At 74.9% G+C, this 22,777-nt stretch carries 17 protein-coding genes and 1 pseudogene; 7 read left to right on the forward strand and 11 right to left on the reverse strand.

Features of this window, described 5'->3' with window-relative positions:
- Positions 1–5 precede the first annotated feature (5 nt).
- Together KIK08_RS06315 and KIK08_RS06320 are read right to left on the reverse strand one after the other, a co-directional pair.
- Positions 6–608 carry a DUF1707 SHOCT-like domain-containing protein gene (locus KIK08_RS06315; protein ID WP_214402047.1) on the reverse strand — a complete coding sequence of 201 codons (603 nt, stop codon included), beginning with the start codon at positions 606–608 and terminating at the stop codon, positions 6–8.
- 121 nt (positions 609–729) lie between these two features.
- Entirely contained in the window at positions 730–1,152 is a 423-nt protein-coding gene (locus tag KIK08_RS06320) for an uL11 family ribosomal protein (RefSeq protein ID WP_214402048.1), read from the reverse strand.
- A gap of 71 nt (positions 1,153–1,223) precedes the next feature.
- Here KIK08_RS06320 and dprE1 point away from each other — a divergent pair, with 71 nt between their 5' ends.
- Complete coding sequence (dprE1, locus tag KIK08_RS06325; RefSeq protein ID WP_214402049.1) at positions 1,224–2,582, forward strand: decaprenylphosphoryl-beta-D-ribose oxidase; 1,359 nt, start codon at positions 1,224–1,226, stop codon at positions 2,580–2,582.
- 37 nt (positions 2,583–2,619) lie between these two features.
- Positions 2,620–3,375 carry a decaprenylphospho-beta-D-erythro-pentofuranosid-2-ulose 2-reductase gene (dprE2, locus tag KIK08_RS06330; protein WP_214402050.1) on the forward strand — a complete coding sequence of 252 codons (756 nt, stop codon included), beginning with the start codon at positions 2,620–2,622 and terminating at the stop codon, positions 3,373–3,375.
- A gap of 104 nt (positions 3,376–3,479) precedes the next feature.
- On the opposite strand, the gene KIK08_RS06335 is transcribed toward dprE2, so the two are convergent.
- The 8 genes from KIK08_RS06335 to KIK08_RS06370 form a co-directional block, all read right to left on the reverse strand.
- Positions 3,480–4,919, reverse strand: coding sequence for an acyltransferase family protein (locus tag KIK08_RS06335; protein ID WP_214402051.1), 1,440 nt, complete (start codon positions 4,917–4,919; stop codon positions 3,480–3,482).
- A gap of 162 nt (positions 4,920–5,081) precedes the next feature.
- Positions 5,082–5,735, reverse strand: a complete 654-nt coding sequence (locus tag KIK08_RS06340) for a nitroreductase family protein (RefSeq protein ID WP_214402052.1) — start codon at positions 5,733–5,735, stop codon at positions 5,082–5,084.
- 44 nt (positions 5,736–5,779) lie between these two features.
- Positions 5,780–6,628 (reverse strand): ATP-grasp domain-containing protein, encoded by an 849-nt coding sequence (locus tag KIK08_RS06345; RefSeq protein ID WP_214402053.1) that lies wholly within the window; start codon positions 6,626–6,628, stop codon positions 5,780–5,782.
- Positions 6,629–6,686: 58 nt separating this feature from the next.
- On the reverse strand, positions 6,687–8,348 hold the full coding sequence (locus KIK08_RS06350; protein ID WP_308257444.1) for an arabinofuranosyltransferase AftB family protein: 1,662 nt from the start codon (positions 8,346–8,348) through the stop codon (positions 6,687–6,689).
- A gap of 149 nt (positions 8,349–8,497) precedes the next feature.
- The gene (locus KIK08_RS06355; protein ID WP_214402054.1) at positions 8,498–9,238 is read right to left on the reverse strand and encodes a class I SAM-dependent methyltransferase; all 741 of its coding nucleotides are present in this window, start codon (positions 9,236–9,238) and stop codon (positions 8,498–8,500) included.
- Complete coding sequence (locus KIK08_RS06360; RefSeq protein WP_308257445.1) at positions 9,235–10,377, reverse strand: glycosyltransferase family 4 protein; 1,143 nt, start codon at positions 10,375–10,377, stop codon at positions 9,235–9,237. The genes KIK08_RS06355 and KIK08_RS06360 overlap by 4 nt, the downstream gene beginning before the upstream one ends.
- On the reverse strand, positions 10,367–11,665 hold the full coding sequence (locus tag KIK08_RS06365; protein WP_214402055.1) for a lipopolysaccharide biosynthesis protein: 1,299 nt from the start codon (positions 11,663–11,665) through the stop codon (positions 10,367–10,369). Before KIK08_RS06365 ends, KIK08_RS06360 begins: the two co-directional genes overlap by 11 nt.
- A 116-nt stretch (positions 11,666–11,781) precedes the next feature.
- The gene (locus tag KIK08_RS06370) at positions 11,782–12,498 is read right to left on the reverse strand and encodes a class I SAM-dependent methyltransferase (protein ID WP_214402056.1); all 717 of its coding nucleotides are present in this window, start codon (positions 12,496–12,498) and stop codon (positions 11,782–11,784) included.
- A 181-nt stretch (positions 12,499–12,679) separates the two neighbouring features.
- On the opposite strand from KIK08_RS06370, the pseudogene KIK08_RS41565 reads away from it, so the two are divergent.
- The 5 genes and pseudogenes from KIK08_RS41565 to KIK08_RS06390 all read left to right on the forward strand — a co-directional run.
- Positions 12,680–13,471: pseudogene (locus tag KIK08_RS41565) on the forward strand (amidase family protein); the annotation flags it as partial.
- 65 nt (positions 13,472–13,536) lie between these two features.
- A complete protein-coding gene (locus KIK08_RS41570) occupies positions 13,537–13,866 on the forward strand; it encodes an amidase family protein (protein WP_308257447.1) in 330 nt (109 codons plus the stop codon).
- A gap of 14 nt (positions 13,867–13,880) precedes the next feature.
- Positions 13,881–17,207, forward strand: coding sequence for an arabinosyltransferase domain-containing protein (locus KIK08_RS06380; RefSeq protein WP_214402057.1), 3,327 nt, complete (start codon positions 13,881–13,883; stop codon positions 17,205–17,207).
- Positions 17,208–17,340: 133 nt separating this feature from the next.
- Positions 17,341–20,358: an arabinosyltransferase domain-containing protein gene (locus KIK08_RS06385; protein WP_308257446.1), complete on the forward strand. Its 3,018-nt coding sequence runs from the start codon at positions 17,341–17,343 to the stop codon at positions 20,356–20,358.
- Between the two features lie 147 nt (positions 20,359–20,505).
- A complete protein-coding gene (locus KIK08_RS06390; protein WP_214402058.1) occupies positions 20,506–22,425 on the forward strand; it encodes a glycosyltransferase in 1,920 nt (639 codons plus the stop codon).
- Here KIK08_RS06390 and KIK08_RS06395 read toward each other — a convergent pair.
- A partial coding sequence (locus tag KIK08_RS06395; RefSeq protein ID WP_214402059.1) for a hypothetical protein occupies positions 22,407–22,777 on the reverse strand: 371 nt, incomplete at its 5' end. The genes KIK08_RS06390 and KIK08_RS06395 overlap by 19 nt on opposite strands.

Genomic DNA, 22,777 nt, shown 5'->3' on the forward strand with positions numbered 1-22,777 from the left:
GCGGCTCAGCCGCCCCACCGGAACCGCTTGCGCACGGTGACCGAGCCCATCGCGGCCCGGCCGGTGACGATGAAGTGCGGGGCGCCCGCCCTCGGGGTGGAGGGCAGCTTGCTCTTCACCGACCCCATCGTCGCGACGACGCCGTCGACGTTGGCGGTGGCCTCGTCGGGCACGATCAGCTTGGCCGACCCCGCGCCCAGCTCCAGCTCGACCTCGACGACCGGGTGCGGGTTGTCGGCCTCGACGAAGTCGAGCACCACCGACCCCATCCCGGTCTGCACCCGCAGCTTCGGCGGCACCGACCAGGCCCCGGTGCGCTTGATCGTGGACATGCCCGCCCGCAGCACCACCGGCTCGGCGTTCGCCGCCGGCACCGGCACGGCGGTGGGCCGGGCCGCGATCTGCCCGCCGGGCAGGTCGATCAGCGGCGGGACGAGGTCGGCCTCGTACTTCGCCGCGTACACCGCGGAGAGCCGGTCCTCCAACTCCTGGACGGTGATCCGGCCCTCGGCCAGCGCCTGGTGCAGCCGCTCCGCGGCGCGCTCGCGGTCGGCGTCGGAGATCCGGATGCCGGGTGGACGCGCCGGGTCCGGGGGCTGCACTGTCACCCGGTCGACAATAGTGCCGAGCGCGGTCCGTGCCCGGCCGGTCCGCAAACCGTCGAGAACGAACTTGTCGTGATCAACAGGGCTTGTCGATCACGACAAGTTCGTTCTCGACGGGGGTGCGTCAGCCCTGGACGCGGACGCCCATGGAGCGGGCGGTGCCGGCGACGATGCGGACGGCCTTGTCGAGGTCGTCGGTGTTCAGGTCCGGGAGCTTGCGCTCGGCGACCGCGCGCAGCTGCGCGGACGTGAGCGTGCCGGCGGTGTCGTGGCCCGGGCGCGCCGATCCCGCCGCCCCGAGGGCGCGCCGGATCAGGAACGACGTCGGCGGCGTGCGCAGCTGCAGGGCGAACGAGCGGTCGTCGAACACGGTGACCCGGACGGGCACCACGTCGCCGCGCTGCGCGGCCGTCAGCTCGTCGTAGCGGCGCTTGATCTCGACCAGGTTGACGCCGGTCTGGCCGAGCATCTTCCCGAGCTCCGCCACGGCCGCCGCACCGGCCGTGAGCTGCAGCGTGACCTGGTGGATCGATCTCTTCGGTGGCATGCCCCCGACCCTCGGGGTGGCACCGGGTGGAGGGTCCAGGGCATTTCCCGGCCGCGAGTAGCCTCGGCGACGTGCCAGAGACGACGAGCCTGCGCGGCTGGGGTCGCACCGCGCCCACCGTGGCCACCGTGCGCCGGCCGCGCACCGTCGAGGACGTGGCACGCGCGATCGCCGGGGTCGGGCCGCGCGGGGTGATCGCCCGCGGTCTCGGCCGCTCCTACGGCGACCCCGCGCAGAACGCCGGCGGGCTCGTCCTGGACATGACCGAGCTGGCCGCCGTGCACTCGATCGACCCCGACACCGGGTTGGCCGACGTCGACGCCGGGGTCAGCCTGGACACCCTGATGCGCGCCGCGCTGCCGCACGGGCTGTGGGTACCGGTGCTGCCCGGCACCCGGCAGGTCACCATCGGCGGCGCCATCGGCGCCGACGTGCACGGCAAGAACCACCACACCAAGGGCAGCTTCGGCAACCACGTCCGGTCCATGCTGCTGGTCACCGCCGACGGCGCGGTCCGCGAGCTCACCCCCGACGGCCCCGAGTCCGAGCTGTTCTGGGCCACCGTCGGCGGCATGGGCCTGACCGGTGTCGTCGTGCGGGCCACGGTACAGCTGCACCGCACCGAATCGGCGTACTTCGTGGTCGACACCGACCGCACCGCCGACCTCGACGAGCTGATGGGGCTGCTCACCGACGGCTCCGACGACACCTACGGCTACTCGGCGGCCTGGTTCGACACCACGACCACCGGGGCGGCGCTGGGCCGGGCCGTGCTGACCCGCGGCTCGCTGGCCACTGTCGACCAACTGCCGGCCAAGCACCGCGGCGAACCGCTGAAGTTCGACGCCCCGCAGCTGCTGACCGTCCCGGACGTGTTCCCGAACGGGCTGGCCAACCGCTACACGCTGCGCGCGTTCAGCGAGCTCTGGTACCGCAAGGCGCCCAAGCGCCAACGCGGCGCCGTGCAGAACATCTCGACCTTCTACCAGGTGCTCGACCTGTTCGGCGACTGGAACCGGCTCTACGGCTCGCGCGGGTTCCTGCAGTACCAGTTCGTGGTGCCCTTCGGCGAGGAGCCGACGTTCCGCCGGGTCGTGGAGAGGATCGCGCACTCGCCGCACGCCTCCGGGCTCAACGTGCTCAAGCGGTTCGGCGAGGGCAACGCGGCGCCGCTGTCGTTCCCGATGCCCGGCTGGACCATCACCGTCGACTTCCCGGTGGTCCGCGGCCTCGACCGGTTCTGCGCCGAGCTCGACGAGCTGGTGCTGGGCGCAGGCGGCCGGCTCTACCTGGCCAAGGAGTCCCGCACCGACGCGGAGACCTTCCGCCGCGGCTACCCCCGGTTCGACGAGTGGCGCAAGATCCGCGACGCCGTCGACCCGAACCGCGTGTTCACCTCGGACATGTCGCGGCGCCTCGAGCTGGCCTGAGCGCCGGCCCCACCCCCCACGAGCGGAGCACTCCACGATGATCGACGCCCTGGGCAACCCGCAGAGCATCCTGCTGCTGGGCGGCACCTCCGAGATCGGCCTGGCGGTCGTCGAGGCCTTCTCCACCGATCGCCCCGTTCGGGTGGTGCTGGCCGGCCGCCCGTCCGAGCGCCTCGACGCCGCGAAGGCGCGGCTGGAGGAGCGCGGCTGCGCGGTGGAGACCGTCGAGTTCGACGCCACCGCCCCCGACACCCACGGCGATGTCCTGCGCAAGGCGTGGGCCGGCGGCGACATCGACATCGCGGTCGTCGCGTTCGGCCTGCTCGGCGACAACGAGAAGGCCTGGACCGACTCGGCGACCGCGGTCGAGCTGGCCCAGGTCAACTACACCGCGGCGGTGTCGGTCGGGGTGGAGCTGGGCGAGCGGATGAAGGAGCAGGGCTACGGCTCGATCGTGGCGCTGTCGTCGGTGGCCGGCGAGCGCGCCCGCCGCTCCAACTTCGTCTACGGCTCCACCAAGGCCGGGCTGGACGCGTTCTACACCGGGCTGACCGAGGCACTGCGCCCGCACGGCGTGGTCGTGACGATCGTGCGGCCCGGGTTCGTGCACACGAAGATGACCGAGGGCCACAAGCCGGCCCCGCTGTCCACGACCCCCGAGGCCGTGGCGCAGGTCGTGGTGGACGCGGTGCGCAACCGCAAGGAGCTGGTGTGGGCGCCGGCGCCGCTGCGGCTGGTGATGACCGTGCTGCGGCACATCCCCCGCCCGGTCTTCCGCCGCCTGCCCATCTGACCCCCGCGCCGCGCCGTCCGGCTGGTTCAGGAAAGCCACGATGCTGCCCGCAGAGGGCAGCATCGTGGCTTTCCTGAACTACGGGGCGCGCGGGGAGGGGGAGGTCAGGCGCCGGTTTGGAGGCGGGTGGGGCGGGGGTAGCCGTCGAGGGCGGTGGGGCGCTGGTTGCTCGCCGCGATCAGCGCGCTGACCAGGGTCGCGCGCCGGTCGGGGCCGGCGGCGTGCCGCGGGGCCGCCGAGGTCAGCAGGTCGCGCTCGACGACCTCGCGGCCGGACGCGTGCCGGCCGACCGTGTCGGCGGAGGGGCGCTCGGCGGTCGGGACCTCGATGGGTGCCAGGGTGGGCTGCGTGCGCTCGCGGTTGCCGCCCGCGGGGGGCGCGGCCGGCAGCATCGCCCGCATCCGCCGTCGGGCGGGCTCCTCGACCAGCCGGAACGCCAGCGCCGCCACCGGGACCGTGGCCAGCACGACCGCGACGCCGACGACGTGCGCGAGGACCGTGTCGGGGGCGAGCCAGCCGAAGCGGCGAAGGGCCAGCCAGTACAGCTCCAGCATCGGGATGTGCACCAGGTACAGCGCGTAGGACAGGTGCCCGCCGTGCACGGCCCAGCGCGTCGACAGCACCATGGCCGGCCCCCGGTCCGCCACCGCCACGGCCGCGACGAGCAGCGGGAACAGCGCGACGACCGCGCCGCCGCGGCCGGGGGCGATCCGGTCGCCGAGCAGCAGCCCGCCGGCGAGCACCACCGGCAGGGCGACGGCCAGCGCGGACGCGGTGCGGCGGGCGCCTTCGGTGGAGCGGAGCCTGCGCACGGTCAGGTAGGTCAGTACCCCGGCGCCGAAGCCGCAGAGGATCCGGGTCAGCCAGCTGAACGGGTAGTACGGGGTGCCCAGCAGCAGGTAGGCGCCGGCCAGCGGGGACATCACCAGCAGCGTGGCCGCGGCGAGCACCGGAAGGGGCAGGTTGCGCATCCGGAAGAAGCCCAGCGCGGCGACCGGGAACAGCAGGTACGCCAGCCACTCGGCGCTGATCGACCAGGTCGAGCCGACCCAGGAGGCGCCGTCGAGGTACGGGCTGGTCCACATCTGGGCCATGAACAGCTGCTCGACCCACTCGCCGAGGTCGACCTGGGGCTGCACGGCCTGGAACGCGATGTCGGGGTCCTGGCCGATGACCAGCCGGGCGACCAGCCAGATGCCGAACACGTGGAAGACCAGGGCGTAGAGCGGCCACATGCGGCTGGCCCTGGCCCACACGAACCGGACGGTCGCCCCGGCGCGCAGCCGCGGGCCGAGCTTGTCCAGGTAGGTGTAGGCGATCACGAACCCGCTCAGCACGAAGAACAGGTCGACGCCGAGCGCGCCCGCGGTGATCAGCGGGCCGAGCACCGAGACGACCTCGGCGACGCCGGGCAGCGGGGTGAAGTGGAAGTGGAACAGCACCACCCAGGCGGCCGCGACGATGCGCAGCCCGGTCAGCCCGCGCAGCTCGCCGCGCGCGTTCCCTGCCGTCGTGGTTCCGGTGCCCTGACCAGCTGCTCTCACGAACGGCGCAACGAGTCAGGGCTGTTCGGCGGTGCGATTGCTGGGCCGAACGTACCGGGATGCCACACCTGCTCACTGCTGGTCGATCGGGCTCACCCGATCGAACCGGTGGGCCGGACCGGTCCGTCGCCCGTCGGCGACGGACCGCTACGGCAGGTCGGCCTACCAGCCGTCGACGTGCAGGACGTTCTCCAGCGGTTCGCGCGGGGCGGGCTTGAACGTCTCCCCGGTGAAGTACGCGGTGGGCAGCAGGACGCCCTGGCGCACCTTCGGCGGGATGCCGAGCAGCTCGGAGATCTCCTTCTCGTAGTTCAGGTGCAGGGTGGTCCAGGCGCTGCCCAGCCCGCGGGCCCTGGCGGCCAGCTGGAAGCTCCACGCGGCCGGCAGCAGCGAGCCCCACAGCCCCGCCTGGTTGCCGGCCGGCAGGTCCTCCCCCGCGGTGATGCAGGCGATGACGTGCACGGGGACCTCACCCATGCGGTCGGCGAGGTAGGACGCCGAGTCGCTGACCCTGGCCTGCACGACCTGGCGCTCCTCGCTCAGCGCCGAGGTGCGGGCCGCGGATGCCGGGGAGTTGCGGTAGGCGTAGAACGAGCGCCGGTAGTACTCGCCGATCTGCGCGCGCTTCTCCGCGTCGGTGACGACGACCCAGTGCCAGCCCTGCGCGTTGCTGCCCGTGGGCGCCTGCAGCGAGACCTCGATCGACTCCTTGACCAGCTCCAGCGGGACGGGCCGGTCGAAGTCGAGGCGCTTGCGCACCGATCGGGTGGTGGTGAGCAGCTCGTCGGGGGCGAGCGGCAGGACGGTGTCGGTCATCCCCCGAACCTCTCACGCGGTGGATCGGGAAACCAGGGTGTCGATCAGGACACCAGCGCCGCGGCGAGCCGCGCCGCGGCACCCGCGTCCGCCTGCGGCAGGAACAGCGAGGGTTCCACCAGCTCCAGCTCCAGGACGCGGTGCCGGCCGTCGTCGTCGCGGACGAGGTCGACGCGGGCGTAGGCGGGCGTGCCGAAGCGGGCGGCGACCACGTCGACGGCCGCCCGCGCGGCGGCGACCTGGGCCGCGTCGGCCTCGTGCGCGAACAGCTCCTCGGCGACGTACAGGTCGCCGACCTCGCCCGCGGGCGCCAGCGTGATCCGCTTGTTCGCGGCGTGGCTGAACCGGCCCCCGAAGAACAGCAGCCCCCACTCCCCCTCCGCCTCGACGGAGGCCACCTTCGGCTGGACGAGCACCGACCCGCCGCGGGCGCGCAGCCGCTCGACGTGGTCGAGGGCCAGGTCGTGCTCGACGGCCCGGTAGGCGCCCACGTCCCGGCTCCCGGCCCCGACCGCCGGCTTGACCACCACGTCGTCGGCGGCGAGCGCGACGGGCCCGCCCGGCTCGACGAACGTCGTGGGGATCACCGGCACGCCGGCGTCGGCGAGCTCGGCCAGGTAGTGCTTGTCGAGGTTCCAGCGCACGACGGCGGCGGGGTTGCGCACCTCGGTCACCGCCTCGACGCGGTCGAGCCAGCCGAGGAACTCGTCGAGGCGCTGCGGGTAGTCCCACGTGGAGCGCAGCACGACGCGGTCGAAGGACTCCCACCGGACGTCGGGGTCGTCCCAGTCGACGACCTCGACGCGCACCCCGGTGCCGGCCAGCGCCAACGGCTCGTCCTCGTCGGTGCCGCGAGCGGCGGCGGTGGTCACCCAGGCCAGTGAACCGATCACGTGGGGGACGCTACGGGTAAGGGCCCCCGGTCCGGGCTGAGGCTTCGCGCAGCCCGCGCTACTCCGCCGCGGCGCAGGTGGCGGCGACGGTGGGCTCGCGGTCGTAGCGGTAGGAGGTGCGCTCCCATGCACCGGTGAGGTTCCGCCAGAACCGCTCGGCGGTCAGCGGGGCGCGCACGGAGTCGAGCACCTCGACGGTGGCGGGGCAGGCCAGCGCGGCGCGGGCCGCGGCCAGCTGCTCGGCCGGCGCGAAGCCGCCGTCGTCGACGACCCCGGCCTCGGCCACGTACCAGGCCGGTGGGAGGTCCTTGTCGTGGCCGATGCGCCCGTCGGGCAGGCCGGTGGCGTGCGCGGCCACCGGGTTGACCAGGCCGACGCCGTCGAGGACGCGGACGTCGAGGGGGGCCAGCTCGCCGGCCACGCCCAGGTTGAGCCAGGCGATGGTGTCGCGGGCGCCGGCCGGCTCGGGCAGCAGGCGCCACTCCAGCTCGCCGTCGGGCCGGGGCGCGGCCAGCGCGAGCGAGGGCCGGTCGGTGGCCGCCAGCGCGGCCACCCCCTCGGGGACCATCGGGTGGGTGACGTAGTCGCCGGTGGCGACCGGGTACGGCACGCCGAGCAGCCGCACGTAGTACAGGCGCTCGTTGGCGATCAAGCCGGGGCCCAGGTCCTCGTAGCCGGGTCGCAGGCCGAGCACGCAGACCACCGCCCAGGTCCCGACCACGGCGACCGGCAGCACGGTGCGCCAGATCAGCGGCACCACGAGCACCGGCAGGACCAGCGAGAACAGCGCGGGCAGCAGCATCCGCCCGTGCATGAAGTCGCCGCCGACGCGGGTCACGTAGAGCGCCAGCAGCAGGCCGGCCAGCACCGGGGCGACGGCCACCGCGGCCGTGGCCACCCGCAGCCGGGGGTCGCCGGTGGGCCGGCGGGCGACCAGCAGCACCGCGCCGACCAGCAGCGCGGCCAGCGGCACCCACAGCGCGTAGGTGCCGGCGAGGTCGTCGAGGTAGATCAGGCCCTGCCCCCACCGCGGGTCACCGGCCTCCTTGGCCAGCGCGGTGGAGGGCACCAGCAGCCCGTAGTAGCCGGCCCGGAAGACCTCGTAGGCCAGCGGGACGACGGCCGCGGCGGCGGCCAGCCCGACCAGCCGCGGCACTCCCCCGCGCCGCTCCAGCAGCACCAGCACCGCCGCCGCGAGCAGCCCGAACAGCGCCAGGTCGGGGCGGACGAGCGGGGCCAGCCCGAGCACGACGGCGGCCGGCCACGCCCGGCCGGTGGGCCCGCCACCGTCCTCGACGGCCCGGCGCAGCGCCTCCAGCCTGCGCACCAGCAGCCACCAGGTCAGCCCGAGCCAGCCCACGATCAGCCCGGTCTCCAGGCCGGACGTGCCGAAGTCCCAGAACGGCGGCAGCGCCACCACGACCATCGCGCCCAGCGGCACGATCCGGCGGCGGCCACCGGCCAGCCGGCGGGCGCCGTCCATGCCCATACCCAGCCCCAGCACCGACAGCAGCAGGCCGAGCACCACCGCCGCCCAGTTCAGCGACACGCCGGGCACCAGGCCGGGCAGCGCGAGCAGGCCGGTCCACAGGGTGGAGGTGTTGGCCTCGACGCGCTCGCCCGCGTTGTAGACCGGGCCGTCGCCGGCGAGCAGGTTGCGCACCGTGCGCAGCACGATCAGCCCGTCGTCGCTGACCCAGCGCCGGTTCCAGACCAGCACCGCGAACCCGGCCAGCGTGATGCCGATGACGAACCGGTCCCACGGCGAGCGCGGGATCGGCAGCCGGGTGGCGCGTTCCCCGTCGACCGGCGGCGCGGAGCCGGGGGGTGCCGAGTCGGTGGCGGAGCTGATGGCGGACCCCTAGCGCATCAGGTCGGACCGGGGTCGACGCGCTCGATCACGAAGACCGACGACTCGCCCGAGCCGGGGCGCAGGAACAGCCGCCCGGCCAGGAACTGGGTCAGCGAGGGCACCGCGTGCACGAGGGCGTCGAGCAGCTTCGGGAGCTTGCCGTAGGGCACGTTCCACAGCCCGTCGCTGCCCTCGCGCAGCACCCGGAAGCCGCGGGCCTGGATGAAGGCCTTCCACTCGGCGTGCGGCTTGAGGTTGATGTGCGTGGGGTCCTGGTAGCCGGTCCACCCCGGCCCGGCCAGGCCGCGCGCCTTGCCGGCCGGGTCGGGCATGACGACCAGCGCCTTGCCGCCCGGCACCAGGATGCGCCGCCAGCAGGCCAGCACCTCGGTGGCGGTGTCGTCGTCGAGGTGCTCGAGGACGTGGATGGCGGTCAGGCCGCGGAAGACGCCGGTGGGGATGTCGTCGAGCTCGGTGTGCACCGGCGAGCCCGGGGCGGTCTCGCGCGAGAGCCCGGCCGAGTACGGCGAGATCTCGAACCCGGACGCCGATCCGTGCATCGCCAGCCTGCGCAGCAGGTGCCCGGTGCCGCAGCCGAAGTCCAGGTACGGCCCGGCGCCGATGTAGCGCCGGACCATCCGCACGTACCAGCGCAGCGCGGGCCGGTCGCCGGCCTGCCCGTTGCCGTCGTAGTAGGACTCGTCGTAGTGGTCGGGCTCGCCCTGGGCGGCCTCGAACTCGAACTCCGACGTCGTCATCGGCGCGCCTTTCGCTGGTGGGCCGCCTTGTCCAGCAGGACCTCGTAGGCGTCCAGCACGGTGGACACCGAGAACGCCTGGTGCGCCGCCTTGCGGCCGGCCTCGCGGTCGGGCGGGTTGGTCTGCAGGCCCTGCAGGGCCCGGGTGATGGCCGCCGGGTCGGCCGGCGGGACGACGGTGCCGAAGCCCGTCTGCGCGACGGGCTGGCGCACGCCGGGGATGTCGCTGGACAGCACCGGGACCCCGGCCAGCATCGCCACGGCCTGCACGATGCCGAACGCCTCGAACGCGTTGACCGAGGGCAGCGTGAACACGTCGAGGGAGGCGTAGAAGTCGCCGATGCGCTCCTCGGGCACGAAGCCCATCAGCCGGATGCGCGGGTCGTCGCCGATGGCCGCGCGCACCTGGTCGACGACGCTGCCGCCGGCGACGTGGGTGAAGTCGCCGCCGATGAGCAGCCGGGCGTCGTCGTCGGGCAGCGCACGGAAACCGCGGACCAGGTACTCCAGGCCCTTCTCGCGCACGATCCGGCCGAGGAACCCGACGTGCAGGCCGTCGGTCTCGCGGTAGGACGGCGCACCGGGCGGCGGCGGCGGGCAGGGCGGCGCGACGACCGCCATCGCCGGCTCGATGGCCGTCCACATGCGGCTGTTGCGGGCGTAGTCCTCGCTGGTGACGGCGACGATCGCGGAGTTGCGCATGGCGTAGCGGTTGGACGCGTCGACGACCGTCCGCTGGGCCACGTTGATCAGGCCCGGCGGCAGGGTGACGTCGCAGTGGTAGGTCGACACGATCGGCGTCGGCATCCCGGCGGCGATCGCGCCGGCCTCCAGCATCGGCAGCTGCAGCGCGCCGACCTTCGCCCGGGCCATCGTGGTGCGGGCCAGCCGGACGAACTGCGGGCTGATCACCCCGCGGCCGAGCCGGGCGATCACCGGCGCGCGCAGCACGCGCACCCCGTTGATCTCCTCGCGGCGGGGCAGCGAGGAGTCGAAGCGGTTGGTCACGACCGTGACCCGGCGTCCACGCGCGGCCATGCCCTCGGCGAGGTCGCGGGCCATGTTCGTCAGCCCGGACACGTACGGGGCGTAGTACGTCAGCGCGATGACGAGGTCGTCGCGGGCGGGGTCAGGCGACACTCTGCAACACTCGCTCCCGTCGTTCGCTGAGCACCAGCGCGGTTCCGACCACCCAGCCGGTCACCGAGCCCAGCAGGAAGGCCAGTTCGGCGCGCAGCAGCAGGTCCGGCACGACGGCCAGCACCACGGCCGCGACGACCAGCCCGGACAACCAGCTCCAGGCCACCAGGCGGTGGCGCACCGAGGCGACCAGCACCTGGGTGACCAGGACCAGCACGATATAGGCCGCGACCCCGAGCGCCAGCAGGGCCACGTGCATGCCGCCGAGCACGTACTCGGGGCCGAAGATGAGCCCGACGAGCCACGGGCCGGCCAGCCAGCCGACGCCCACGGCCGCCGCGCCGAGCACGACCAGGCTCAGCGCCAGCAGCCGCATCATCCGCACCAGCTTGGCCCGGTCGCCGCCGTGCAGGGCGGCGGTGAGCATCGGCAGCAGCGCGCTCTGCAGCGGCACCACCAGGAACAGCGGGATGCGGCTGAGCGTGAACGCGGCCAGCAGCTGACCGGCCGCGGTCGCCTCGGCGGGGGTCTCGGCGAGCACCGGCGCGATCACCGGGATGCCGTTGAGCAGCAGCTGCGCGCACACCGAGCCGAGCAGCAGCGGGGCGACCGCGGACCACACGGCGCGCGGGGTCTGCCAGCCGGCGGCCGGGTCGGGCTCGGTGGTGGCGCGGGTGCGCCTGCGCAGCAGCGAGACCAGCTGCGGCGCGTGCGAGAGCGCGATGGCCGCCGTCAGCGTCCAGGCGAACCCGGAGCTGCCCGGGTCGGCGATCAGCGAGGCCACCAGCGTGGCCAGCCCGACCCGCAGGACGGCGTCGACGAACATGATGAACGCGTGCCGGCCCATCCGGTCCATGCCGATGAGCGCGCCGCGGACCACGAACTGGCCGGCCGAGACCAGGCACAGCACGCCGAACGCGACGACCACGATCGCGTGCCCGCCGAACGTGGCCTGCAGCAGCGGCCAGGCCATCGCCACCAGCGCCAGCTGCCCGACGGCCATCGTCGCCGCGGTGAACAGGGTCGCCTTCAGCACACCGAGCGGGCGGCCCGGCGTCTGCAGCATCCGGGCCGTCTCCTGCTCGATGGACAGGAACATGCCGAACCCGGCGACCTGGGCCAACGACCAGAAGGCGCCGAAGTAGGCGTACTCGGCGGCCGGCAGGTTCCGCGCGACGATGGCCAGGTAGACGTTGACCAGCAGCCCGGAGGCCACGATCCCGATGCCGACCAGCCCGAGCGAGCGGGTGTGCGAGCCGGAGGTGCTAGCCAGGACTCTGACCTCCATCAGGAGCGGCAGCAGTGAGACCGCCGGGGGACCCACCGATTATGCAGCGGGGGGACGCACCGATCGGGTACCACCCCGGTGCGTCCCACCGGTCGAGTACCCGGTGGGCCATCGGACTACTTCTCCGCGCGGACGACGTAGAGGTGGCTGCGCCACCTCGGGCCGGCGCTGCGGTCCTCCTCGACGGAGACGGTGACGCCACCCGCCTCGGCGATGAGCCGGGTGACGGCGGCGGTCGGGGTGCCGTGCATCTCCATGCCGGCGCGCAGCCGGTCCAGCACCGGGGCGGGCAGCGCCTTCATGGCCCCGCCGACCAGGCCGATCGGTTCGGCCGGCAGCTGGAACACGACCAGCCCGCCGGGCGCGGCCGCGCGCAGGAAGTGCCGGATGTAGCCGTGCGACAGCTCGGTCGGCATGTGCTGGAGCACGCGGCAGCAGTAGACGAGGTCGATGCTGTCGTCGGCGACCGAGGCCAGCTCGGTGCCCTCGTCGTGGACGAACTCGCAGCGCTCGTCGTCGACGATCTCGCGGGCCTTGGCCAGCATCGTCGGGGAGACGTCGACGCCGATGACCCGGGCGAACCCGGCCGCGGCCAGCCCGGCCGACAGCCGGCCGGGGCCGCAGCCGAAGTCCAGCGCCGTGCCCATCTTGGGGGTGAGCCCGCGGCGGTCGAGCAGGGAGAGCATCGCGTCGATCTCGCGGCGGCCGGTGCGCAGGAAGTCGGCCGGGTCCCAGCGCCCGCCGCGGCCCGCGTCGGTCAGTGCGGCCCACATCGGATCGGTGTCGCCGAGCTGGGTCCACCGCCGAGCGACGCCGATCATCGAGTTGCTCACGGGTCGCACTCTAAGGGGCGCGGTGCCACCTGCTCGGAGCAGCCTCCGCGGTCGCGCTCCGCGACGGCTGGTCCGCGGCGGTCGACCGGGCCAGGCTGGGGCGGTGACGGGTGAGCTGCTGGGGCGGTTGGCGAGCGGGGCGGTGACGGCGGTCGCGGCGGCCGGCGGGGCGCTGGCCGAGGTGCGGCGCGTGCACGCCACGACCGGCGCCGTGGCGGCGTTCGACGACGACCGGGCGCTCGCCGATGCCGCCCGGCTCGACCGCGAGTTCGAGCGCGGCGGACCGGTCGGGCCGCTGCACGGGCTGCCGGTGACGGTCAAGGACTGGATCGACGTCGAGGGCTTCCCGTGCGCGGGCGTGGGCGACGCGCGCGACCGCCGCCCCACCCGGGACGCCACGGCGGTGGCCCGGCTGCGCGCGGCCGGCGCGGTGGTGCTGGCCAAGACCCGGCCGTGGGGCGGTGTGCGCCACCCCCTCGACCCCGACCGCACGGTGGGCGGGTCGAGCAGCGGGGAGGCCGCGCTGGTCGCGGCGGGGGCGTCCCCGCTCGGGCTGGGCAGCGACTCCGGGGGCAGCATCCGGCTGCCCGCCGCGTGGGCGGGCGCCTGCGGGCTCAAGCCGACGGCGGGCCGGGTGCCGGGCACCGGGCACTTCCCGCGCGTCGGGCCGCTCAGCGACGGCCGCACCCAGATCGGGCCGCTGGCCGCCGACGTCGCCACCCTGGAACGGGCGCTGCGGGTCATCGCCGGACCGGACGGGCACGACGCCGGTGTGCCACCCGTGCCGTTGGTCGGCTCCGATCGGGTGGACGTCACCGCCCTGCGGGTCGCGGTGCTGCACGGCTCGGGCGACCGGCGGCCGTCGCCCGCCGTGGTCGCCGCCGTCGACCGCGCGGCCGACGCGCTGGTGGCGGCCGGGGCGACGCGGGTCGAGTGGCCCTACGACTGGCTCGCCGACGCCTGGGAGATCACCCAGGGCTACTGGGCGCGCGCGACCGGGCGGCCCGACCTGACCGGCGCCGACGTCGCCGCGCAGCTGTGGGACTGGGACCGCTTCCGCACCCGCTGCCTGCGCGCGGGCGCCGAGGTCGACGTCCTCGTCACGCCCACGGTGCCGCGCACCGCCCCCGCCACGACGAGTTCGACGGCGATCGGACCGCGTACCTGCACACGCTGCCGGCGAGCCTGTCCGGCGCGCCGGCCGTCAGCCTGCCCGCGGGCGCGGACGCCGACGGGCTGCCGCTGGCGGTCCAGCTCGTCGGTCGGCCGTGGGAGGACCACGTGGTGCTGGCGGCGGCCGCGGCGGTCGAACGGGACGTGCTCCCGGTGATCACCGGGGGCACGTCGCCGGGCACGCGGATCGGCTGACACCATCCTGGACCGTGACTGACGTGTCCGACGCCGTCCGCGACGACGTCGAGCGGGAGCCCGAGCGGGAAACGGACCCGCCCGAGACCGCCGACCCCGCACCGGAGAGCGTGGCGCCCCGACAGCGGGGCCTGGCGCTGCTGGCCGCGTTCTCCGGGCTGGTCGCGCTCGTGTGCGGCGCGCTGCTGCCGTTCGCGCCGGTCATGGTCAACGAGCCGACGGTGACCTGGCCCCGCGACCCGGCCCAGCCGGAGTCGACGCTGCTGCAGCTGGCCTCCTACCGGCCGCTGAGCATGGACATCCGGTTCAGCTGCGAGGTGGCCGCGCTGGCCCAGGCCCGCGGCGGCGTCGTGGTGTCCACCGCCGCGCCGGACTCCCCGGTGGCCGGCACGATCGGGCTCATCGTCAACGCCCGCGACGGGCGGCTGACCGTCGGCGCGCTCGACGAGCTGCTGCTCGACGTGCCGATCGAGCCGGGGCCGTGCGAGTACCGGATCGTCGGGCACAGCAAGGGGCTGCCCAGCTTCCAGGAGACCGAGATGCCGGCGCTGGCCGAGGACCCGGCCTTCGTCCGGCCCGCCGGTCTCGCCGGCCAGGACAACGCCCGGCTGGTGATCACCCGTGACGGCACCGAGCTGGTGGACCGCAGCACCGACCAGCTGCCCGACGTCGACGTGCTCGCCACGTCGCTGACGTCCGTGCCGCCGGGTGGGCTCTCGGTCTCGCTGAAGGTCGACGACGAGTTCTCCAGCACCGCGACCCCGACGAAGACGTTGCTGATCGGCGGGCTGCTCGGCGCGTTGGCGATCACCGCCGTGCTGCTCGTGCTGCTCGACCGGCGCACGGCGCGCGTGCCGGGCCGGTGGCGCCCGGGCTGGCCGCGGCTGGTCGACCTCGTGGTGCCGGCCGTGCTGGCGCTGTGGGCGGTGATCGCGCCGGCCACCGACGACGACGGCTACTACGCCGCGATGGCCCGCAACTCGGCGCTGACCGGCGACGTCGGCAACTACTACCAGCTCTACGACCAGAGCTTCACCCCGTTCACCTGGTTCTACCAGGCGCTGGGCCTGTGGCAGCAGCTCGTCGGCGACGCCCCGGTCATGCAGCGCATCCCGGCGCTGGTGTTCGGGATCCTGACCTGGTTCGCGCTGCGCCGGGTCGTGGTCGCGGCCATGCACGAGTGGGCCCCGGACGCCCGGTGGACCCGCGTGCTGGCGCACGCGCTGCTCGCGGTCGTCTACCTGGCCTGGTGGGTGCCCCAGGACATGGGCGTGCGGCCGGAGACGGTCGTCGCGCTGACCGGGGCGCTCACCCTGCTGGCCGTGCTGGCCGCCAGCCGCCGGCGCAGGCTCGGCCTGGCCTGGGTGGCGTTCCTGCTGGCCGGCGTCGGGTTCACCGCCCACCCCACCGGCTTCACGCTGTTCGCGCCGCTGCTGGCCGGGCTGCCGCTGCTGTGGCCGGTCATCCGCGTCGAGGGCGACCGGATCGCCACGGTCCTGCGCGCCTTCGCGGTGGCCTCCGGCGGGTTCATCGCCCTGTTCACCGCGTTCGCCGACGGCGCGCTGCGCGACTTCCTGCGCGGGCAGGCGATCTTCCTGTCGATCCAGCAGCAGGACGACTGGACCAGCGAGATCTTCCGCTACTACTTCCTGCTCACCGACAACCCGATGGGCAACTACGCCAAGCGCTCCGTCGTGCTGGTGTGCCTGGTGGCGCTGGTGTGGTTCGCCGTGCTGGCCGCCGGGGCCCGGCTGCGCGGGATCGCCGTGCCGACGCCGCTCTGGTACGCGGGCGCCAGCACCGCGATCGCGTTCGGCGCGCTGTGGCTCACCCCGTCCAAGTGGAGCCACCACTTCGGCTCGCTGGCCGGCGTCGGCCCGGCGTTCCTGGCGCTGTTCCTGGTCACCGCCGTGCCGCTGACCCGCCGGATACTGGGCGACACGCGCCCACCGGTCGGGGTGCTGGCCGCCGCGGCGGCCTCGTTCCTGGTGGCGATCACGCTGGCCTGGCAGGGCCCCAACAAGTGGCCCTACGCCTGGCTCGACGGCCTGCACCGCCCCGAGCTCTCGCCCGCCGTGCAGGACCTCGAGCTGGGCAGCCCGCTGCTGTGGCTGGTGGTGTTCGCCGCCGTCGCGATCGTCGTGCCCCTGCTCAACCGGCGCGCGGAGGAGACCTTCCGGATCGGCGCGCTGCGCGCCGTCCCGGTCGTGGTGGTGCTGTCGCTGCTCGGGACCACCGCCTACACCGTCGGGATCTTCGCCGAGTCCGCCGTGAGCGGCGAGCCGCGCGACTCGATCTGGGTGCAGAGCTGGGCCGACCCCACCGGCGGCAACTGCGGGGCGGCCGGCGCGGTGCGCGTCTACGACCCCACCGACGCCGTCCCGCTGACCGAGGCCTCCCCCGCGCCCGCACCGACCACCCCGCAGAGCCCGACGACGACCGCGGCCGCCACCCCGACCGCCCCGACCGGCGGGCGCACCCCGGTCGTGCCCGCGGTGCCGGCCCCCACCCCGGAGAACCCGGCCTACGTCGAGTACTTCCTCTCCGACAGCGGCTACTACATCGGCAACCGCCCGCAGGGCACCGGGGCCGCCCGGGTCTGGGGCAGCCTGCTGGGCCGCGACGGGCTCGCCTTCGAGCGCAACACCGGCCGGATGAGCACCGGCTGGTACCAGCTGCCCGACGGCCTCGACGACGACTCCGCGGTCACCGTGCTCGCCGCCGGGACCCTGGAGGACGGCAACACCCTCACCGCCGTCTACGCCGCCGCCGACGGCACCCCCGTCGAGGCCACCGACGAGCAGGAGGGCCTGCTCACCGACAGCGCCCGCGACCCGTCCTGGCGGACCTTCGCGCTGGAGCCGCCACCCGGCGCCGCCCTCGTCCGGCTGGAGGCGGTCGACGCCACCGGCGGGTTGCACGGCTGGCTCGCGTTCAGCGCGCCCGCGCTGTCCACGGCGACGGTGCTGGCCGACTACGTCCCCGCCGGGGCGCCGGTCGCGCTGGGCTGGCCGCAGGCGTTCAACTACCCCTGCCTGCGCCAGCCGCACATGGTCAACGGCGTCACCGAGTCGCCCGAGTACGCGGTGCTCTGGGGCAACTCGGCGCTGGGCGGCTTCGGCGACGGCGTGTGGCGCCCGACGCGCGGCGGGGCGTTCGCGCAGGTGCCGCGGACCCAGTCGGTGCAGCAGCTGGCGGTGGCGCCGGGGACCGACCCGCGCATCCAGGTCTACGCGTTCTCCACCCCGCTGGCGCCGCGGGCCTACGCGCTCACGCACACCGCCCGGGAGACCCCGGGTGGGTCGGCCGCCATCCCGGAGTTCGTCCCCGGCGGCCCCTGACCCGCGCGCCCCGCCCCGGCAGCCCCGTCGAGAACGAGGTTGTCGTGATCATTTGGGCGGTTCGATCACGACAAGTTCGTTCTCGACGGGGTTGCCGGGGCGGGGCGGGACCGGGCCCGCCTAGGGTGGCGCGGTGCTCTCGCCCGCCCGCCCGGCGACCCGTTCCGAGCCGGACGACCGGTCCGACCCGCCGGCCGGGGCCCCCGCCTCCGGTCGGGGCCGGCGGTGGGTGCTCGTACTCGGGCTGATCGCCGCACTGGCCTCGGTGGCGTTCCCGCTGGCCCCGGTGCAGCAGCCCGAGGTCTCCTACGCGTGGTCGGCCGACGACGGGCCGGCGGCGATCCCGCTGATGCCGTACCAGCCGGTCGGGCTGGCCGTCGACACGAACTGCTCCGCGGTGCGGGAGGCCGGCGACGGCGTGCTGCTCTCGACGGTGCCGCTCAACCCCGACCCGACCGCCGAACCCCTGCACGGGCTGCGCCTGACCGGCACGGCCCCGGTGCCGGGACCCGGGCCGGGACGCCCGACCGAGGGCGGCGGGCTGCGGGTCAGCAGCGCGGGCGTCGACCTCGGCGAGGTGGCCCTGCCGGCCGGGGAGTGCGCGCTGAGGGTCGTCTCCGACCCCACCCGCACGGCCGTACTGGTCGACGACGCGCCCGTGCTGACCCGCGACGGCGACGTCCGCCCCGACGTGGCGGGCGCCTTCAGCGAGCTGCCCGACGGCGTCGACCTGCGGCTCACCGCCGACACCCGGTTCCAGACCACGATCTCCCCGGTCAAGGCGGCGCTGGCGGTCGTGGCGGTGCTGGCGCTGCTGGGGATGCTGGTCGCGGTGCGCGCCACCGACCGGGCCGCGACGGCCCGCGTGCGCCTGCTGCCCCGGCGCTGGTGGCTGCCGCGGCCCACCGACGTGGTCGTCACCGCCGTGCTGGGCGTGTGGTGGGTGGTCGGCGCGATCACCGTGGACGACGGCTACATCGCCGGGATCGTGCGCGGGCGCGGCGACAACGGCTTCGTCGGCAACGTCTACCGCTGGCTCAACGCCCCCGAGGCGCCGTTCAGCTGGTTCTACGACCTCTACGCCGGCTGGTCGACGATCTCGCCGTCGACGGCGTGGATGCGACTGCCGTCGGTGCTGCTCGGGCTGCTGTGCTGGGCGCTGCTGTCGCGGCTGGTGCTGCCGCGGCTGGGCCGGTTCGCCACCCGGGGCTGGATGCGGTGGGTCGCCGCGCTGGGGCTGCTGACCTGGTGGGTGCCGCTGAACGTCGGCCTGCGCCCGGAGCCCTGGGTGGCCGTCGGGGCGCTGGTGGCGTTCCTGGCGGTCGAGCGGGCGGTCGCGACGCGCGCGCTGCTGCCGCTGGCCCTCGGGCTGGTCGTCGCCGGTGCGACCACCGCCGTCACGCCCGGCGGGCTGATGGCGTTCGTCCCGTTCCTGGTCGCGGCGGCGCCGGTGCTGAGGGTGCTGCGCGCCCGCGCCGCCGACCTGCGGCTGTGGCCGTTGCTGGCGCTGCTGGTGGCCGCGCCCGCCTCGGCGGTGCTGCTGATGGTGTCCGACCAGAGCCTGGCCGGGATGCTGGAGGCCACCCGGGTCCGCACGGTCATCGGCGGCGGCCTGGAGTGGTACGAGGAGTACGAGCGGTACTCCACGCTGCTGGAGCCGGCCTCGTTCCAGGGCTCGATCGGGCGCCGGGCGGCCGTGCTGGTGACGCTGCTGGCGGCGGTCGGCGTGCTGTGGTCGCTGCGGCGCGCCGGCACGGGCATCGCGACCGGCCCGGCCCGCCGGCTGGCCGCCGGGTTCCTGGCGATGCTCGCCGTGATGACGCTCAGCCCGACGAAGTGGACCCAGCACTTCGGCGACGTCGCCGGGTACGGCGCCGCGGTGCTGGTGCTCGGGGCGGCGGCCTGGTCGGCGCGGGTCGTCCGGCCGCGGCCGGCCGCGCTGGCCGGCGGGCTCGCCGCGGCGACCGCCGTGTGCTCGCTCGTGCTGGCCGGCTACAACCTCTGGCCGTTCGCCGGCGACTGGTTCACCCCGACCTTCTCCACCCTGCCCCCGCAGGTCGGCGGCACCCCGCTGGCGACGATCGTCGCCGTGCTCGGCGGCCTGCTGGTCGCGGTGCTGCTGGCCCGCACCGCGTGGCGGCGCTCCGCCCCGGCCGGTGGCGGCCCCGACCCTGCCGTCGGGCGGTGGGTCCCCGGGCCCGTGCCGATCGTCGCGCTGGTCCTCGTCGGCGTGCTCGCGCTGCAGGTCGGCAGCTTCGCCCGGATCGCCGCCGGCCACCGCGACAGCTACACCCTCGCCTCCGACGCGCTGGCCACCGTGCGCGGCGAGCCGTGCGGCCTGCAGCGGCTGCTGTCGGTGGAGACCGACCCGGCGGCCGGGCTGCTGCCCACCGAGGACGGGGCCGTCCCGGCGCCGCGGACGCTGCCGGTGGACGTCGGCGGCGCGCTCATGCCGGGGATCGCGGTGGCCGGGCGCACCGCGTCGGCCTGGTTCACCCTCGACCCGCAGCAGCGCGACGGGCGGCTGCCCGTCGTCGTCACGACGTCGGGCACGACGCGCCCCGGCGACGCGCTGTCCCTGGAGTTCCGCACCGGCGACACCGTCGAGCGGCGCGGTGTCGCCACCGAGGGCGCCGAGCCCAGCGACCACCGCGAGCTCGCCCCGGCCGGGGCCGACGCCGTCCGGCTGGTCGTCGACGCGCCCACCGCGGGCCCGCGCAGCCCGGCGGTCGTGTCGCTGCCCCGGGTCCCCCGGCTCACCCCGATGTCCGAGCTGATCCCGGCCTCCGAGGCCGCCGTCCTGGACTGGCCGGTGGCCTTCCTGTTCCCGTGCGTGCGCCCGGCCGCGCTGCCCGACGGCACCGCGCAGGTGCCGGGGTGGCGGATCGGTCCCCCGGCGGCCGACCCGGCGGCCGGGATCACCTACTCCCCCGGCTTCGGCGGCCCGTTCGCGGCGCCGCGGCTGCTGGTGACCGAGCAGCGGATGCCCACCTACCTGACCGGAGCGCCGCTGCGCGACGCCGTGCAGGTGTACCGGTGGACGCCGAGCGAGCGACTGGCGACACCGCGGCCGACCGTCGTCGAGCGGACGGTGAGCGGCTGGCACCGCGATGGCCACGCCCGGGTGCCGGGCCTCGACCCGGTGGGCTGACCGAACGTCCCGCATGGGTCGCACATCGATCGTGCCGACGTCGCCGGCCGGTCCCCGACCGTCCGCACCCCGCCCCCGGGACCGGGACGCCGAGCCCGCACAATGCTTGGCGACACCCGCACCGCCGACCGGAGGACGTCGCCCCGCATGCTTCGCACACCGGAGACCACGTCGGACAGCCCGTCCCCGCAGGCCGAGCCGGAACCCGCCGCGACATCAGGCTCGCCGTCGCGGCTGGTCGTGCAGCGGGGCCTGTTCTTCGGGCCGTCGGCACTGGTGCCCGAGGACCTGTACTCCGTCGTCGAGCAGGGCATCGCCCGCCGCGAGCGCGAGCGCGTGCACCTGCTGCCGGGCAGCCGGGTCAGCACCAACACCTACTTCGGCCGGTTCCACGCCACCTACTGGCACCGGTGGACCGCGGTGCCCGAGGTCGAGGTCACCGCGGTGCTCAGCGGCGCCGGCCGCATCCGGCTGATGGCCTCGGACACCAACAAGGTGTGGCGCATCGCGGCGGCCCGCGACATCGACGGCGGCGACACCGCCGTGCGGCTCGTCGCCCCGATCGACCGCTTCATCGACGGCGGCGGCATGTGGATCGAGCTGAGCACCGAGCAGGGCGAGCTCACCGCCTCCGACGTGCGGTGGACCGTGTCCACCGGGCGCCCGGTGCCGCGCACCGACCTCGTCGTCTGCACGTTCAACCGGGTCGACGACTGCCTCAACACGCTGCAGGCCATGGCCGACGACCCGGTCGCGCTGGCCCGCGTCGGCACCGTCCAGGTCGTCGACCAGGGCACCGATCCCCTGGAGTCGCGCCCGCGCTTCGCCGAGGTGTCGGCGGCGCTGGGCGAGAAGCTGCGCTACGTGCGCCAGCCCAACCTGGGCGGCGCGGGCGGCTTCACCCGCGGCCTGTTCGACGCCACCGCGGGCGAGCGCTCCGAGCACCGCGACGTGCTGCTGATGGACGACGACGTGCTGCTGGAGCCGGAGATCCTGGTCCGGTTGACCGGGTTCGCCGCGAGCACCGCCCAGCCGATGATCGTCGGCGGCCAGATGCTCAACCTGCTGCACCCGGCGCACCTGCACATCTCCGCCGAGTACGCCGAGCCGGAGACGCTGAAGGTCGGGATGCCGATGCCGGGCGCGCTCAAGGAGGCGTACCTGCTCGGGCTGGACGAGCGGCAGTTGCCGACCAACCAGGAGCGCCGGGTCGACACCGAGTACAACGGCTGGTGGTCGTGCCTGATCCCGGCCGAGGTCGTCGCCCGCATCGGCTACCCGCTGCCGCTGTTCTTCCAGTGGGACGACATCGAGTTCGGCTACCGGGCCCGCGCGCACGGGATCCCGACGGTCGCCCTGCCCGGCGCCGGCGTGTGGCACGCCGACTTCGGGTGGAAGGACTGGGACGAGTGGCACCGGTACTTCAACATGCGCAACGGCCTGATCACCGCCGCGCTGCACACCGACTTCTCGACCCGCCGCATCCTGCGCCGGCTGGGGCAGCTCACCGCGCAGTACCTGGTGGCGATGCACTACGGCCTGACCGCGACCCTGATCAAGGCGGTCGAGGACTTCCTGGAGGGCCCCGAGGTGCTGCGCGACGGCTCGGCCGCCGCGGCCGCGGAGATCCGCCGCGTCCGGGCCGCCTACGCCGAGACCGTGGTGCACCCGATGTCGGAGCTGCCCGAGTTCGCGCCGGACTTCCGCGACGCCACCGTCGTGCAGGCGGCCAACGAGCCCGGCAGCGAGCGGCTCACCTGGCTCAAGCGGGCCGCGTACCTGGCGCTGAACAAGGCGGTGCACAAGTCCGGTTTCATCCCCGCCGGGGACGCGCACTGGTGGCACGTGTCGACGTTCGAGCGCGCGATCGTCGCCGACATGTCCGAGCAGGGCTTCCGCGTGCGCACCCGCGACCGGGACGCCGCGCTCGGCCTGGCCCGCGAGGCCGCCCGGGTGTTCCGCCGCTTCATCGACGAGGGGCCCGCGGTCGCCCAGCGCTACCGCGCCGAGATGGGCCGGCTCACCAGCCGCGAGAACTGGGCCCGCCTCTACGGCATCGACGAGTAGTCCCGGAAGGTGAACAGCCGCTGATCGGGCGGCAGCGGGGTCGAGGGCCCGCGCAGGACGCCCGCGCCGACCGACCAGCCGCCGTCCGCCACCGGCTGCCCCGCACGAGCCCCGGTGACGAACGACGTCTCTTCGACGCCGGCGTCGCCGAGCCAGCCGCGCAGCCGCGGGGTGAGGTCCGGCGCCCAGGTGCCGCGCGTCCAGACCACCGTGCCGCCGGGCGCCAGCAGCGCCGGCACCGCGGCCGCGGTGCGGGCGACGTCCTCGTCGGGCACGTTGCCGAAGATGCCGCAGAGCAGCAGCAGGTCGACGGGCGCGACCCCGACCGCCGCGGCCGTCGTGCCGGCGTCGC

It is taken from the genome of Pseudonocardia lacus (assembly GCF_018531445.1).
Lineage (GTDB): Bacteria > Actinomycetota > Actinomycetes > Mycobacteriales > Pseudonocardiaceae > Pseudonocardia > Pseudonocardia lacus.